Raw genomic sequence first — 15,455 nt, 5'->3', positions numbered from 1 at the left:
TTGTAACCTTTCGTTTACTTATTGACCCTACTCGATAGCAAATCGGACTTTTTTCTCACATAGCCCCTACAGTAGTAACATTTTAGGCTTATTTTTGTGCCCAAGGACTGTTTACAATAGATTTATCAGAACTTGTAACACATTATAAATATTAATAATTAATAATAGTAGGAGAATAACATGAGCTTTATTTGGATGATTATTGTAGGTTTAGTCGCAGGTCTACTAGCACGTGCTATCAAACCAGGTAATGACCCTATGGGTTGGATTATGACTATCGTATTGGGTATCGTTGGTGCAATGCTAGGTGGTTTCTTAGCTGGACTAATCGGTATTAATGCTGACGGTGGTTTCACTGGTCTTATATTTTCAGTGATTGGTGCAATTATCTTACTATTCTTATATGAAATGATTGTAAACAAACGCCGTGCATAGTCGATTACTAGCTAACTAAAATACCATATAAACAAAGCCTTGCGTTAAGCGGGGCTTTTTTATGCCATTTACTATTAAAATCTAGGCTTTCTATATACATATAGCATCATATGACTGCGAAAGTATTGATAAGCATTACTTTTGTCCCCATTTATCTTATAATATCAACCCTATTTTGTCCTTATCATTGAGGTGAGCGTTATGGCACTACTCCCTATCTTAAGTTACCCAGATCCTCGCTTGCGTACTATCGCCAAGCCTGTCAAGGAAGTGACTGCTGAAATCAAAACCTTAATCGCAGACATGATCGAGACGATGTATGATGCTCAAGGCATTGGGCTTGCAGCCAGTCAAGTGGATCATCATATTCAGCTTATCGTTATGGATTTGTCTGAAGATAAAAACTCTCCTAGAGTTTTTATCAATCCAAAGGTCACGCCACTGGTTGAAGAAAAGCAGCCGTACGAAGAAGGCTGTTTATCCGTACCCGACGTCTATGACAAAGTCGAACGTCCTAATAAAGTCCGTATCGAAGCATTAGACGGTAACGGTGAGGTTATCGACGAAGTTGTAGAAGGGCTACTTGCTGTTTGTATCCAGCATGAGATGGATCATCTCAATGGTGTGATATTCGTTGACTACCTATCTCGTCTTAAGCAAACGCGTGCTCGTGATAAAGTTCGCAAAGTTTTAAAAATACGCGAAAAACAAGAAGCACAGCCAACGGAAAAACAAACACAAGCCGCCAATTCTTAAAGCTCCACCCTTTATTCTTATCCCTGTTATTCCGTCTTTATCCTTCACATCGTTATATCTACAGTGAATGCTATCATTTAGTATTCACTGTTTGGCGATACTTCTTTCTAACCGATACAGTTTCCGCAAAAGGTTTATTACTATGACAATGATCAAAATTGATCAATATTTTGACCCTGCCAGCTGGCAGAAATTTACCAAGGCTGCTGAAGGTCGCGAGACACCTTTCTTAGTAGTTGACCTTAGCCGTATCGAAACCAAGTACCATGAAATGGTCAGCTTGTTTCCTAAAGCAAAATTGCATTATGCAATGAAGGCTAGCCCTGCGGTGGAAGTGATCAACTTGCTAGCAGATCTTGGTTCAAACTTTGACTGCGCCTCTATCTATGAGCTTGATCGCGTGCTTGACTGCGATGTGGAACCATCGCGTATCTCATACGGCAATACTATTAAAAAAGCCGAACATGTTAAATACGCTTTTGAAAAAGGCATCGATCTGTACGCGACTGATTCAGAAGCGGATCTGAAAAATATTGCCAAACACGCCCCAGGTTCTAAGATATTTGTTCGTATTTTAGTCCAAGGGTCAGAGACAGCAGAGTGGCCACTATCACGTAAGTTTGGTTGCCATCCTAACATGGCAATTGATTTACTGGTTCAAGCACGCGAGCTGGGCTTGGTCCCTTATGGTATCTCGTTCCACGTCGGTAGCCAACAAAAAGACGTCGCTGCATGGGATGATGCGTTAGCCAAAGTCAAATATATGTTTGACTGGATGAAGAATGAAGAAGGTATCAAGCTACAAATGATCAATTTGGGTGGCGGCTTCCCGACCAACTACATTAGTGAAGTTAACCCTATCAAAGTCTACGCTGAAGAAATTACCAGCTATCTGACTGACGACTATAACGACGATGAAATGCCAGAAATTATTTTAGAGCCGGGTCGTTCGTTGGTTGGTGGTTCAGGCGTATTGGTCAGTGACGTGGTACTGATCTCTCGTAAGTCTGATACTGATTTGACCCGTTGGGTGTATACCGATGTTGGTCTATTCCAAGGCTTAATCGAAACGTTGGGGGAAGCCATCAAGTATCCTATCTATACGCCTAAGATGGAAACCTCTACCAGTGAAGGCACAGTAGTACTAGCTGGTCCAACCTGTGACTCAACTGATATTATGTATGAAGAAGCAGGTTATCAGCTACCAGAAGAGCTTGAGATTGGTGATAAAATCTATTGGCTAACCACTGGTGCTTATACCAACTCGTACTCATCGGTAGAGTTCAATGGTTTCCCACCGCTCGAAGTAGTTTATATTGACTAGTATTTGTAATATTCCACAAAAAAGCGCGGCACGGTTAATACCCGTATCGCGCTTTTTTGTGCTTAATAATTTGCTTGGTTAACTATTCAATTCGTAAAGAAATCGCACCAATCAGTTTATGTCTAATACAACGTTTGGTGCTATTCATGCCTGCTCCCTTACTGCTATTAAGTCATCGAGCTATCAGTCATAACGATATAGACAGCCATCAACCCTAAATAGTCGGTTAGTCACTCAATCCAAGTACATCCTGCATATTGTACTGTCCCACTGCTTGCTCAACGACCCAAGTTGCAGCACGTACCGCACCAGCGGCAAATGTCATGCGAGCACGCGCACGATGAGTGATTTCAACCACTTCGCCATCTGCGATGAACATCACAGTATGATCGCCTACGATTTCGCCACCACGTATTGCGTGAATACCGATTGTTCCAGATTCACGCTCGCCAGTTTGTCCTTCACGGCCATAAATAGCGACGTCTTTTAGATTCTGTCCGCGCGCATCTGCGACTGCTTCAGCCATCATATATGCGGTGCCAGAAGGTGCATCAATTTTGTGCTTATGATGTGCTTCGATGATTTCTACATCAGCATCATTGCCAAACGCTTTGGCAGCCATCCCAAGTAGTTTCAATGATAAATTAACGCCTGTCGAATAGTTACCTGCATACACGATAGTAATTTGCTCACTTGCTTTTGTCAGTACTTGTTCCTGCTGCTCATTGAATCCTGTCGTACCGATGACCATAGCGACGTTATTCTCAGCACAAACTTGCATATTTTTTTCGGTGGCATCAGGTAAGCTAAAATCAATCAGCACATCGATGTCGTTAATCACAGCGGCTAAGTCATCAACGATTTTTACGTTTAAATGACCGATAGCAGCAACCTCGCCTGCATCTGCTCCAACTAGGCTAGAGCCTTGGCGTTCAATCGCTGCTTTTAATGTAGTTTGCGGATTGTTTTGTACCGCTTCGATAAGCATACGACCCATACGACCGCCTGCACCGATTACGCCAACGTTGATAGATTTATTATTTGCTTGTTCGCTCATACTTTTACCTTAGTTACTTTATATTTGGTGAAATTATTTTTAATCATATTTATCGTAAGTTTAGCAAATATCACTACATGAGGGGCTTTTTATACCGTCAAAAAAAACCCAAAGGTTTCACATGAAACCTTTGGGCTTAATTTAGTATTTACTACTTAGTTTGGCTCATTCTTAATCGAATAAATCGCCGATTTTTTTGAAGAATGATTTTTTATGTGGCGACTGTTGGTGTTTACTATCATCATCTAAAGTATCTTGAAATTGGCGTAACAAGTCTTTTTGCTCACGAGTCAGATTCACTGGCGTTTCGATAACCACACGGCAAATCAAATCACCTTTCATGGTAGTACGGACTGGCGTTACACCTTTGCCCCGTACACGCAGTAACTTACCGCTTTGCGTACCTTCTGCCACTTTGATTTTCACTTTGCCATCTAAGGTTGGGATTTCGACTTCTTTACCTAATGCTGCATCAGTGATACTTACTGGTACATCCATATATAGGTCCGCGCCTTGACGGGTGAATACATTGTGCTGTTTGACGCGTACTTCGACATATAGATCGCCGTTTTGTACACCAGCGCCGCCCGCTTCGCCCTCGCCTGCTAGACGAACGCGATCACCATCATCGACACCTGCAGGGATAGAGACTTCTAACGTACGTGATTTGTCTTTTACGCCATTACCATGACAGTCTGGACAAGGGTTTTTGATCTGTTTACCAGTACCGCCGCAATGAGGACAAGCTTGCTGTACCGCAAAGAAGCCTTGCTGCATACGTACTTGACCTTGGCCATGACAAGTCTGACAGGTTACAACATCAGAGGCATTTTTTGCCCCTTTACCATCACAGGTATCACAAGGCGCAGGAGCCGTGAAGCTGATTTCTTTTTTGCAGCCACGTACGGCTTCTTCTAATGTAAGCTCAATCACATAACGTAAGTCAGAGCCACGACGCGAACGCCCACCGCCGCCGCCACGCTGCTGACCAAAGATATCACCGAAGTTACCGAAGATATCGCCAAAGATATCTTGGAAGTTTCCGCCGCCCGCACCGCCAAAGCCGCCGCCACCCATACCGTTTTCGAAGGCTGCATGGCCCATGCGGTCGTAGGCTGAACGTTTTTCTTCGTCGCTCAATACTTCATAAGCCATTGAAGCTTCTTTGAATTTTTCTTCCGAATCAGGATCATCAGAGTTGCGATCTGGATGGTATTTCATGGCAAGCTTACGGTAGGCTCGCTTAATTTCTTTGCTGTCAGCGGTCTTGCTGACACCTAATACTTCATAAAAATCGCGCTTACTCATGCTCTCTCCTATCGTCTTTACAGCCACACCGGTCCGTCAAATCATCAGCTTAATGAACAATGATACTAATCGTTATTCTTACGCATTAGACATATATAACGTTTCACATGAAACATAATAGGTCACAATGCTACAGAACGATCATATTTAGACTTAACCAACAAATACGGTAAAGGCTGCTTAGCCAAATCAATTATAAAAAGTTTGCGCTATTTATGGAGATGGTCTTCTGATTTATCAAGATCTTAAATGATGAAATTAGCCGTTGTTCCTACCGTGGCAAAAGACAAACGATTTATTAAGGTTACTGCAAAGCTTTTCGTACCTGAGCCGTGTCCAGTCATGCTAATATTTGTCACCACATCTACGGTCATTCAAACTCATAGTGATGACGCTTGCGACAAGGTATCAAGTCTTATGAAAAAGCTGGTTATTCTATTCATCATAATTGCGATAGCAGTGTATGCAGGCTCGCCTTACTATAGCGCTTATCAGCTCAAAAATGCTTACGACGATAAGGATGGTGCCACGATTGCAGCGGCTATTAATTATGAGCAAGTGCAACCAAGTGTCCAGAATCAGCTAACCAGCCAATTTGCAACGACCATGACTAAGTATCCGCTAATCTCCGAGTTAGGCGGTGATGCGTTGACCCAAGCAGCGAACGGCTTCATCGCGCAGGCAGTTGAAGGGGCCATCACGCCGCAGAATATCGAAAAGGTTATTAATACCCAAGGTCAAGCCAATACAGCAACCAAAGAGTTAGCGGCAGCATGGGCCATCGCTAGCGATCAAGTTGACTTGAAAAACCTGATTCAAAGTTTGATTATTCAGCGTGGTGATGTCGATGCGGTGGTCAAAAGCCAAATGCAGCAAGTCATGAAAAAACAAGCTGCAGAACTTGAGCAGCAAGTAGCCCAAGGTAATGATAGTGAAAAACCAACGCTGAGCTACTGCGGTATCAATTGCTTTAGTATTAGCGGTCAAGTGAAAGGCTATCCTCTCACTATCGAGATGCAGCGTGAAGGGCTTATCAATTGGAAAATCGTTGATATCGTCTTGCCATAAGATATTTAAGACAGCTTTTGAGACGTAGAAATTTTTGAATAGAACTATTTGAATAGAACTATAAAAAAACCGCCTTATGAAGCAGTTCATAAGGCGGGTTTTTTACTGCTTTATCTAGCAGATTAATACCTTAAAGCTTTGAGCTGTTAAAGCATGTGGTCACACTAATTAATTATTCAACGCCTAAGAACTCTAAAAACTCTGGACTCTCAAAACTTGCCTGGTATAGCACACCATCTTCACGATAAATTGCAGGTGTTGCCATCACAGCCAATCCAGCAGCTTTTTCACGATTGGGCGTCACATGATCTGTATTACAGCTGGCTGGTGCAGGTGTCATTTCACCTTGTAGCATCGCTTTGTCAAATGCCTGACGGCGACTGTCTTCGGTGGCTTGACACCAGATACCACGCATCTGCTTAGGTGACGCTTCATATATAGGATAACCGATGACATTGACCGTTACACCTTTTGCATTAAGTGCTGGCACTTGCTGATGCAGTCGGCGGCAGTAAGGACAATTCACATCATCAGCCACATAGATAACGGCTCTCTCAGGGCTAGTTGCTGGATAAGTAATTAGCTGGCTTTTATCCAGTGTCTCAAACACAGACTGGTTCTTCAGTGCTTCAAACTCTTCATCAAGCCCAACAAACTGACCATTTTCGATAACTGATATTTCACCATCGGTAATGTACTGACCATCATCTGATAATAAGAAAGGCACGCCTTCTAACGTCGCACCCCAAATGACGCCCGGCACTGCGGTATAAAAGAATGGCGTTTTTGCACTCATGTTTTTGAGCGCAGACATATTGGCCAATATGTCTGACTTCGTGCTGGCGCTAACCGGCTTGCCCAGTTGCGCGCTCGTACTGCGAACAGGCGTTTTGGTCACGACACGTTCGCTTGGGTTCTTTTGTAGCTCGCCTTGGATGACGTAACGACCATCTTCGGTGATATGTAGTGGCAGTTGCCCAGCCAAATTGACTTGATACATATTAGGCAGTTTGGATGGCACAATAGAGGTTATTTGGGTTTTGATACCTGCTTGGGTCAATAGTTGGCGCAAGCGCTCGTCGACAGTTGTACTCACCTCTTTAACCGTTTGCGAATTTTGAGTGCTTTGATTACTTTGAGAGACGACGTTATTGCTGTTGGCATCTGCTGAACTGGGCTGAGCGCAAGCAGTGGTTGCTAGTAGTATGACGCTGATTAGACTGGCAGACTTTAATACAGGTAATGTCACAGAAGGGTTCCTATCTGGTTTTTGATAATGACGGTTTTCGATATTAACCCCAATTCTAAAGCAACCATTAATTCAAAGGTAGCAATCCATTTTCTTACTAGTTGAGTTTTTGAAAATGGTTTAAGGGTTATCTGTTATAAAAATATAGATAAAAAGACTGTAGCATATAGGATAATTTTGCAAAGCAATAAATGGTTAAAGTCGCAAAACTGCTACTTAGCTTTAAGAGATAGGCAACACAGGTAGACAATAGACATAAATACAAGATAGCAGACCGCAAAAAGCAGCCACTATATAATGGCTGCCAATGGGTTTGAAACGATAATTTCAATACAAGTATCAATGCAAAGACTTAGCTGGTTCAGTGCCTATCTCTACTATCTCTACTACCTCTACTACCTCTTAAAATTTGGCGACTTCTTCTGACGTTAAGAAACGGCTATCGCCTTTTTCTAGGCCTTCTAGATTAATGTGACCGATACTGGCTCGGTGCAGCTCCGTGACTCGATTGCCAAAGTAACCCATCATACGTTTGACCTGATGATATTTGCCCTGCTCTAATGTCAGGCGTGCATGTTTTTCATCAATGAACTCAAGAGTCGCCGGTTTGGTTGGCTCGTAATCCCCCTCAAGCAGGATACCTTCAGCCACTTTTTTTACGGCTTTTTCTTGTGCGTCACTATCCATTGCATCTGCTAGAGTTAGCTCGTATACCTTTGCATGTTCGTGTTTAGGACTGGTGACGCGATGTAGCCAACCGCCGTCATCACTCATCAGCAACGCACCAGTGGTATCGACATCGAGACGTCCAGCGATACGAAGGCTACCTAATTCTGGCACAGCGATCAGTTCGGTAACGATTGGATACTCTTTAACTTTGAGCGTACATTCAAAGCCTTCAGGCTTATACAATAAGATATAGCGATTACCAGCAGCGACCGACAATGGCTCGCCTGCCCACATCACATCATCGTTGACGACATCGACATGTAGACCAGGATCTTTGACCACTTGATCGTTTACGGTAACCTCACCTGCGTGCATGATCTTTTTTGATTCTTTGCGCGACAGCTCGGTGGCTTTACTAATGAATTTATCTAAACGCATACTATTTACTACCATCGGTTTTATTATACCAGCCCTAAATCAGAAACTAACGACACTAGCACTCAGCCGTGAGCGACGCGTTATCTTCGATGGTTAGAAATGGTACTATAATGAAAAATTAAATGAACACTGCGCCCAATACAGAAGCCAGTGAAAGTCAGACCAGTTTAACATATCCAACCTAAGCCTGATGAAATATGAGCTATCAAACGCTAAAACGTGCTGTTACCACGCGACTAGAAATTAAAAAATCTGAGTTTATCGCTTACGCCTATCCAGTAACCTCTCGTGAGCAAGCAATGTTTCACGTGGAACAGTTACGTGAGCAATATCCTGATGCTCGTCATTTCTGCTGGGCATACATTATCGGTGATCCTGATAACACCACCAGTGCAGGGTTTGATGATGATGGCGAGCCAAGCGGTACGGCAGGTCGTCCAATATTGAATGTGCTGCAGCATAAGTCGATCGGCAATGTGATTATCATCGTGGTACGTTACTTCGGTGGTATCAAATTGGGTGCTGGTGGTCTCACCCGTGCTTATGCAGGCTCTGCCCAAGCAGCTGTCGATGAAATGGTACTAAATCCCTATGTACCGATGACACAGGTCCAGATACTGGCAGAGTTTGCGACTGAAGCGCAATGCCGCTATATGATAGAGAGTCTTGGCGGTCATATCGATGATGTTGCCTACAGTAAACAAGTGACATTAACTGCCACACTCGCTGAAGTAGATGTCCATAATTTAAAAGAGCGCTTAGCAATGGATGGGCGGGTATTGGATAAGCCAGAAAATTAAAAGAATTTAGCTGAATACTCTCATCAGCCGTTTTAGTCATTAGCCACTTTAGACACCTCTCTTCTCAATATGCTTATTTGTTGGCTTTTTTCAGTAGCTGTTTTTCGGTAAATGATTTTTAGTAGCTAATTTTTGGTAGCTGCTTTCAGTAATCATGCGTTCACTGAAAGTTATTGGTTTTGAGCATTAGCCTCGGTATGATAAGGCATTGCTTTTTGACAATAATTAAATAAGAGCCATTTATGTCAGCTTCCAACTCGACCAAACCTTTCTCTCCAGCGCCTTTTAAACCGCCATTTTGGCTGACCAACCCACATCTACAAAGCATCTTACCTAAATTCTTTGCACCCAAAGCTCCAACCTACCGCCGCGTGGTCGAAAAAGACTCACTGGACGAGAGCGATATTGCCTATGACTTTTATGATGCGCACCCTATAGCAGAATCAACAGACGCTGAGCTTGAACAAACACCGTTAATCGTACTGTTTCATGGTATGGAAGGCAGCAGTGACAGTCATTATGCTCGTGCGTTAGCGCACCAAGTCCATGCGCAAGGCTGGCACTTTGTCGTCGCCCACTTTCGCAGTTGTGGCGGTATTCCTGCCAGTGGAAAGGTGTTTTATAACGCGGGAGATACGAATGAAGTACATCATGCGCTACAGAACTTACGCGGGCAGTATACCAATATCTATGCGGTCGGTGTCTCATTAGGTGGTAATGCACTGGCTAAATACATGGGCGAATATGAGGACAAAGTCCTATGCAAAGGTGCAGTGGTTATTTCTGCACCAGTCGATATGTCCTCAGCGGCTATTACTATGCACAGCTTTTTGAGTCATCGTATCTATACGCCGTACCTGCTCAACCCAATTATCAAGAAAGCATTGGCAAACGATCTCACGCAAGATGAAATCAACGCTATCAAATCATCCAATCGTATCAGTGATTTTGATGATATCTTTACCGCGCCGCGTCACGGATATCGCTCCAAAAATGACTATTACCACACTGCATCCGCCATGCCCTATTTGCGCAATGTCACGCACCCTCTGCTGCTCATCAGTGCAAAAGATGATCCGTTTATCGGCTTCACAGCGACACCAAATGATGTCTCTGAGAGTGTCACTATCTTAGATACTGACCACGGTGGACATATTGGTTATTTGCGTTATCGCTCAGACAACGGTCAGGCCAAAAATAAATCGTCTGTCACCAATAATAAAGAGTCCAAGACTTCAAAATTCGATATTAACTGGATACCGGAAACGGTCAGTGCTTATTTTAATTGGATTGGTGTGGCTTCTACTGGCGAACCCTCTCAGGCTATGGTCTCTGACGACAAATAACCATTGTCATCAATGACAACACAATAACGTTATCTTTTAACCCTTTTGAGAGTGCTCTATGTACCCATTTATCCGTTATGCTAGCACTATCGCTCATGCTGCTCTAAAAGTAAAAAAAGGCGACACACTAACGTTCAAAGACACCAGTGAGATTCAATTTCGCTGCCGCTTATCTGATATCGATAATTTTTTGGAGATGAATAACGGCCGCGTATTTACACTTTATGATTTGGGTCGTATGGACTTTGCGGTACGGACTGGGCTTGGCAAGCAGCTGTTAAAACAACGTTGGGGGTTGGTGATCGCTGGTAGCACTATTCAATACCGTAAGCGTATTCGCGCCTTTCAAAAAGTCACGCTCAAGACCAAAATCGTCGGTATCGATGCGCGCTGGCTCTACATCGAGCAATCGATGTGGGTCAAAGGTAAGCCTTGCTCATCTGGCTTACTGCGTACAGGTGTAACAAAGGGTGGTAGAGTGATCGACACAGCACAAGTACTGGCCGCATTGGGACAATCTGATTGGGATCTACCGCCAACAGGTTACGTGGCTGAATGGATCAAGAGTGATGCCGACCGCCCTTGGCCGCCGACGGAGTAATATCAAGCTAGCTTGGCTAAAAACGGCTCTACTGAATATTACTCAAGAGCACGTCACAAGTAAGTAACCTTATGACTACTATTGCATAACAATACATTATATAAATAAGTATAATAAATGCTAGGATAGTAGTGAGTACATACTCAGACAAAATAAATATAGTCTTATAAGGAGAACAATATGGCTAATACAACAGATTATGTCGGCACATTATTTGATAATAGTGAAACAAATCCAAGCAAAATTACCTTAGCATTTACCATGGCAGGTGTAGCGCTGAAAAAAGGCCATTCTGCTACTGTCATACTCATGGTAGATGCGGTGCATCTGGCAAAACCAAATGCGCTAGACAACGTAGATATCGGCGCTCCGTTTGAACCTGCTGGTGAGTTACTAGAAGCCGTTGTTGAAAAAGGCGGTCAAGTACTGGTCTGCGGCGCTTGCATGAAACACAACGGCGTGGAAGAATCAGATGTTGATAAGCGTTTTGAAGTCATTAGCGGTGACGATGTGGTTGAGCTGCTGATGAATGCCAAAGGGTCGTTGCAGTTGAATTAAAAGATAAGCAAAACTATTTAAGGTGTGTTGAACATTCGACCATAGCCCTTAAAATGACTGTTTTTGAATGCTCAATACGCCTTAGTTTAAACGGACTTAAGAATCTTTAAGCTGATTAAACTGATTAAACTGATTAAACTGAAGTAATCAATTAAAACCATCCTCATTTTTCAAGTCGATATTATCAAGTAAGAAATTTATTAAAATATTAAATTTTAGTTCACTAAGATTATTTCTGTTTAGTAAGCCTATAAAGTGAGTTGCTCCCCTACTCAAAATATGGCCTATAAATATTAGTTGCCAAGATAAGAAACATATTAAAAATATTAGAAATAGAATCAGCCACGTTTCTTCTACTAAGATATGCTTAAGGCCAAAAAAGCTAACTATTACCGAGAATGGTTCAATTTCAAATGTATTCATCGTAACAACTGTAAATAGAGAAATAAAAGCAATAAATAAAGCTAATATCCTAGGTTTCGATTGAGGATCATAAATATAGTTTAACCAGTTAATTTGAGAGTTACGGTTATGCTTTTCTTTTAAACCTTTCCATTTAGACAATTTATTTGCAAATTCATAAATATTAGTTCGCATTCCAACCTTATTTAATATCCAGTATAGCCTAGCATCATCAATCGTTTTAAAGCTCTTATCATGGATTATTGATTGTTTTTTTAATATTAATTTTTCCTTCTTTTCACGACATACAACAAATATTGTTAAACTTATAGTAGCTAAAATAACTGAAACTATAGGATAAGAGTCTTGTCGAGTAGCGACGAACAAAAAATATATCGACGCTATTGAAACTAATGGAGCAACGACTACAATCGATAAAAGATAATGTATAGGTAGGTTTTTAAACGAATAGAGCTCATAGTAAAAATCATCCGAAAGTTGTTTAACTTGATTTTTACTTGTTATTTCTCTCTCATATTTTTTTTCTATATAGGTATTTATCACCTTAGAATTTTGGTAACCAAGGTGATAACTAACAAGTGGTGCATAGTTATATTTTTTCTTTTGAAAATTTTTAGATATTTTTTTGAACATAATATTAGCAATAACAGTAAGAGATAAATACTAGGATTAGCGTAATTAAAAAGTATTATAGCTTTATTTAATCCATCTGGCGCTATATTTCAACTATAAAGCCATCTCCAAAACCCACCATCCTATTTTCTAACTAAATGCACACTATCTAACACATACGATGTTCAGCTTTGTTAAAGTAGCTCATGCAAACACTCTACTAAAAGGCAGCCAGTCATGAGCTTACTTGATACCCTGAACCTCTCCTACCCTATCGTCCAAGCACCAATGGCAGGTGCAACCACACCTGAACTGGCGGCGACGGTGAGTAACTTTGGTGGACTGGGCTCATTAGGATCTGGCATGACGGCACCAGATGTTTTGACTGGCCAAATTGATACCATCAAATCGCTCACCGACCGACCTTTTATGATCAACCTGATGGTACTCTCCAAGCAGGAGTATACGACCATTGATACCGAACTCCCTGCTTGGCTAAGTAAGTACTATCGAGACAACACTATCGAATTTACACTACCTAAATGCCCCGCTCAAAATTTCTCAGAGCAGTTACAAGTGCTCTATGACAACCCTGTGCCTGTCGCCAGTTTTACCTTTGGCATTATCAGTGCTGAACAAGTCCAGCGTCTACAAAGTCTCGGTACACTCGTCATCGGCACGGCCAATCACCCATTAGAAGCGAAGGCATGGACAGATATTGGCGCAGATGCGGTATGCGTACAAGGGGTCGAAGCTGGCGGACATCGCGGTGGTTGGTTGCCGCAAAGTGAGAGCGATCCATTGGGGCTATTGACACTAATTAGCCAAACGCGTGCCTGTACCGATATCCCATTGATTGCAGCGGGTGGCATCATGAATGGTCAAGCCATCAAAGCAGTTCAGACAATTGGTGCTGAGCTGGCACAAATAGGGACGGCGTTTTTGACTACAGATAAATGTAGTATCAATGACATTTATAAACAAGCATTACTCGATGCTAGTCATAGCAAACGTAGCTCAGAAACGCGATTGACTCGTCTGTTTTCAGGTAAGCTCGCGCGCGGTTTATTAAATGATTATCTACGTGATTTTGCTGAATTTGAGAGCGCTGATACGCTACCGCCCTATCCGCAATTAAATGCCATGACCAAATTTGTGCGAGCTCATGCGTCTCAGAACATGGATGCAGAACATCTGTCTTTATGGGCAGGACAAGGGGTGGCTTTGGTCAAACAAGAAAGCACGCTTGAACTGCTTGAGCGGCTGGTTAAAGCGTTATAGGCTTGCCTGTTTTTATTATCCGCACTACTCTAATAAAAAATCTACCGCCGCGGCTGCATGAATAGCCGTGGTGTCAAATACAGGTATGGGGCTATCAGTTTGTTTGATAAGTAAGCCAATCTCTGTACAGCCTAATATCACACCTTCTGCCCCTTCGTTGGCCAAATCGGTAATGACTTGGCGATAATACTGGCGTGAGCTATCAAGTATCTGTCCTTTGCACAGCTCATCATAAATAATACGATGTACCTCTGCTCTCGCCTCATCTTCTGGTAACAGTACTTGTAAGTCTGCATCGATCAAACGTTGCTTATAAAAATCTTGAGTCATGGTGAACTGCGTACCAAGTAGCACAACTTTGGTCAGACCCTGTTTCTCAATCTCCTTAGCAGTAGCGTCAGCAATATGAATAATCGGTAGGTTGGTCGCGGCTTCAACATCGCTGATCACTTTATGCATAGTATTTGTCGCCATCAACAAGCCTTGGGCACCAGCCGCTTGCAGTCGCTCGCCACTACTTGCCATCATTGCGCCAAGCTCGGTCCATGCTCCTTCTGCTTGCATCTCGCCAATCAGTGCAAAGTCGACACTATGAATCAACAAGTCTGCTGAATGTAAGCCGCCTAGCTTATCCTTGATACCTTCATTAATAAGGCGGTAATAACTCTCGGTACTCTCCCAACTCATACCACCGATGATACCTAGTGTTTTCTGCTGAGAGTCTCGTTGTTTTTGTGCTGCCATATATATTCCTAGAATTTTTTAGCCTTAGTTATAGTAGCAAAACCGTCTGCTGAGAACGCGCTATTTGATAACAGCTGTTAAGACAATAATGTTATTAAAATAGAGCAAACCCTACTATTGATAATAACGATTTTACCCGTCCGACTTCACGGAGTATGATGAACACTGGTAGTTATTACCCTATCTATTATGACTACTCATTACCTAACTATTATATATACAACGTATGCCCGCATCATAGGCTGGGCATAGCTGACACTATGCAGGACAACCAAATACTATGGCCAACTTCCCCACTATCAGGATACGTACACGCCGCAAGTACTACCGACTAATTTTTACTGGCATTATGGCGATGTTGATGTCACTGATCATTTCAACCGCGTTATTGGTAGTAAAACAAGGATTCATCGAAGGTTTCTTTATGGAGCTGATGCACTCCTGGGGACTGGCCTTTATGTTTGCGTGGCCAAGTGCTTATATTTGCGCGTACATCGTACAGGAACATCTGCTCAGCCGTATTGAGTTCTACTAAACAGCACTACTTAGAATATTACCGATGTAAGCCAAGCTTTCTATAACCAAATCCATTTAGCTCGAATGTATCTACTATCTAGACGACCAGTCTATTTTTAAGTATAGTAACTTTTTTTAAGTATAGTAACTTTGTGAGTCGATAACCTACGAGCGTTATTAACGTGGTATTGTTTTTACTCGAAGAACAACATATTGATGAATAACCTTGACGATGTTGTTTTTATCATTGGTTATTCATACTTTTAATAT

16 protein-coding genes are annotated in these 15,455 nt (G+C 42.3%); 10 read left to right on the top strand and 6 right to left on the bottom strand.

What is annotated here, in order from left to right; genetic code table 11:
• Positions 1 to 180: 180 nt before the first annotated feature.
• The 3 genes from ACT3QQ_RS01870 to ACT3QQ_RS01860 all read left to right on the top strand — a co-directional run bounded on the left by ACT3QQ_RS01870 (position 181) and on the right by ACT3QQ_RS01860 (position 2,515).
• On the top strand, positions 181 to 435 hold the full coding sequence (locus ACT3QQ_RS01870; RefSeq protein ID WP_057757652.1) for a GlsB/YeaQ/YmgE family stress response membrane protein: 255 nt from the start codon (positions 181 to 183) through the stop codon (positions 433 to 435).
• 201 nt (positions 436 to 636) lie between these two features.
• Entirely contained in the window at positions 637 to 1,191 is a 555-nt protein-coding gene (gene def / locus ACT3QQ_RS01865) for a peptide deformylase (protein WP_444526690.1), read from the top strand.
• Between the two features lie 148 nt (positions 1,192 to 1,339).
• Positions 1,340 to 2,515 (top strand): type III PLP-dependent enzyme, encoded by a 1,176-nt coding sequence (locus tag ACT3QQ_RS01860; RefSeq protein ID WP_444526771.1) that lies wholly within the window; start codon positions 1,340 to 1,342, stop codon positions 2,513 to 2,515.
• A 226-nt stretch (positions 2,516 to 2,741) separates the two neighbouring features.
• Here ACT3QQ_RS01860 and dapB read toward each other — a convergent pair whose 3' ends face one another.
• Positions 2,742 to 3,572, bottom strand: a complete 831-nt coding sequence (dapB, locus tag ACT3QQ_RS01855) for a 4-hydroxy-tetrahydrodipicolinate reductase (RefSeq protein ID WP_444526689.1) — start codon at positions 3,570 to 3,572, stop codon at positions 2,742 to 2,744.
• A gap of 171 nt (positions 3,573 to 3,743) precedes the next feature.
• A complete protein-coding gene (gene dnaJ, locus ACT3QQ_RS01850; RefSeq protein ID WP_444520025.1) occupies positions 3,744 to 4,880 on the bottom strand; it encodes a molecular chaperone DnaJ in 1,137 nt (378 codons plus the stop codon).
• Between the two features lie 249 nt (positions 4,881 to 5,129).
• On the opposite strand from dnaJ, the gene ACT3QQ_RS01845 reads away from it, so the two are divergent.
• A complete protein-coding gene (locus ACT3QQ_RS01845) occupies positions 5,130 to 5,948 on the top strand; it encodes a DUF2939 domain-containing protein (protein WP_444526688.1) in 819 nt (272 codons plus the stop codon).
• A 172-nt stretch (positions 5,949 to 6,120) separates the two neighbouring features.
• Here the strand turns inward: ACT3QQ_RS01845 and ACT3QQ_RS01840 are convergent, their stop codons facing one another.
• Positions 6,121 to 7,197, bottom strand: a complete 1,077-nt coding sequence (locus tag ACT3QQ_RS01840; protein ID WP_444526687.1) for a disulfide isomerase DsbC N-terminal domain-containing protein — start codon at positions 7,195 to 7,197, stop codon at positions 6,121 to 6,123.
• Between the two features lie 402 nt (positions 7,198 to 7,599).
• A complete protein-coding gene (locus ACT3QQ_RS01835; RefSeq protein ID WP_444526686.1) occupies positions 7,600 to 8,304 on the bottom strand; it encodes a pseudouridine synthase in 705 nt (234 codons plus the stop codon).
• 197 nt (positions 8,305 to 8,501) lie between these two features.
• On the opposite strand from ACT3QQ_RS01835, the gene ACT3QQ_RS01830 reads away from it, so the two are divergent.
• The 4 genes from ACT3QQ_RS01830 to ACT3QQ_RS01815 all read left to right on the top strand — a co-directional run bounded on the left by ACT3QQ_RS01830 (position 8,502) and on the right by ACT3QQ_RS01815 (position 11,609).
• Positions 8,502 to 9,104, top strand: a complete 603-nt coding sequence (locus tag ACT3QQ_RS01830; protein WP_444526685.1) for a YigZ family protein — start codon at positions 8,502 to 8,504, stop codon at positions 9,102 to 9,104.
• A 242-nt stretch (positions 9,105 to 9,346) separates the two neighbouring features.
• Positions 9,347 to 10,450 (top strand): YheT family hydrolase, encoded by a 1,104-nt coding sequence (locus ACT3QQ_RS01825; RefSeq protein ID WP_444526684.1) that lies wholly within the window; start codon positions 9,347 to 9,349, stop codon positions 10,448 to 10,450.
• Positions 10,451 to 10,508: 58 nt separating this feature from the next.
• The gene (locus ACT3QQ_RS01820) at positions 10,509 to 11,051 is read left to right on the top strand and encodes an acyl-CoA thioesterase (protein WP_444526683.1); all 543 of its coding nucleotides are present in this window, start codon (positions 10,509 to 10,511) and stop codon (positions 11,049 to 11,051) included.
• 180 nt (positions 11,052 to 11,231) lie between these two features.
• On the top strand, positions 11,232 to 11,609 hold the full coding sequence (locus ACT3QQ_RS01815) for a DsrE family protein (protein WP_444526682.1): 378 nt from the start codon (positions 11,232 to 11,234) through the stop codon (positions 11,607 to 11,609).
• Positions 11,610 to 11,756: 147 nt separating this feature from the next.
• Here ACT3QQ_RS01815 and ACT3QQ_RS01810 read toward each other — a convergent pair whose 3' ends face one another.
• The gene (locus ACT3QQ_RS01810) at positions 11,757 to 12,665 is read right to left on the bottom strand and encodes a hypothetical protein (RefSeq protein ID WP_444526681.1); all 909 of its coding nucleotides are present in this window, start codon (positions 12,663 to 12,665) and stop codon (positions 11,757 to 11,759) included.
• A 216-nt stretch (positions 12,666 to 12,881) separates the two neighbouring features.
• Here ACT3QQ_RS01810 and ACT3QQ_RS01805 point away from each other — a divergent pair, with 216 nt between their 5' ends.
• A complete protein-coding gene (locus ACT3QQ_RS01805) occupies positions 12,882 to 13,925 on the top strand; it encodes an NAD(P)H-dependent flavin oxidoreductase (protein WP_444526680.1) in 1,044 nt (347 codons plus the stop codon).
• A gap of 24 nt (positions 13,926 to 13,949) precedes the next feature.
• Here ACT3QQ_RS01805 and ACT3QQ_RS01800 read toward each other — a convergent pair whose 3' ends face one another.
• Positions 13,950 to 14,669, bottom strand: a complete 720-nt coding sequence (locus ACT3QQ_RS01800; RefSeq protein WP_444526679.1) for an aspartate/glutamate racemase family protein — start codon at positions 14,667 to 14,669, stop codon at positions 13,950 to 13,952.
• Between the two features lie 280 nt (positions 14,670 to 14,949).
• Here ACT3QQ_RS01800 and ACT3QQ_RS01795 point away from each other — a divergent pair, with 280 nt between their 5' ends.
• A complete protein-coding gene (locus tag ACT3QQ_RS01795) occupies positions 14,950 to 15,204 on the top strand; it encodes a DUF2798 domain-containing protein (protein WP_444523809.1) in 255 nt (84 codons plus the stop codon).
• Positions 15,205 to 15,455 lie beyond the last annotated feature (251 nt).

Origin of the sequence: Psychrobacter sp. AOP7-A1-24, assembly GCF_052376235.1 — a bacterium.
Lineage (GTDB): Bacteria > Pseudomonadota > Gammaproteobacteria > Pseudomonadales > Moraxellaceae > Psychrobacter.
The sequence above is the reverse complement of the archived record's forward strand: the minus strand, read 5'-3'. Positions and strand labels throughout refer to the sequence as shown.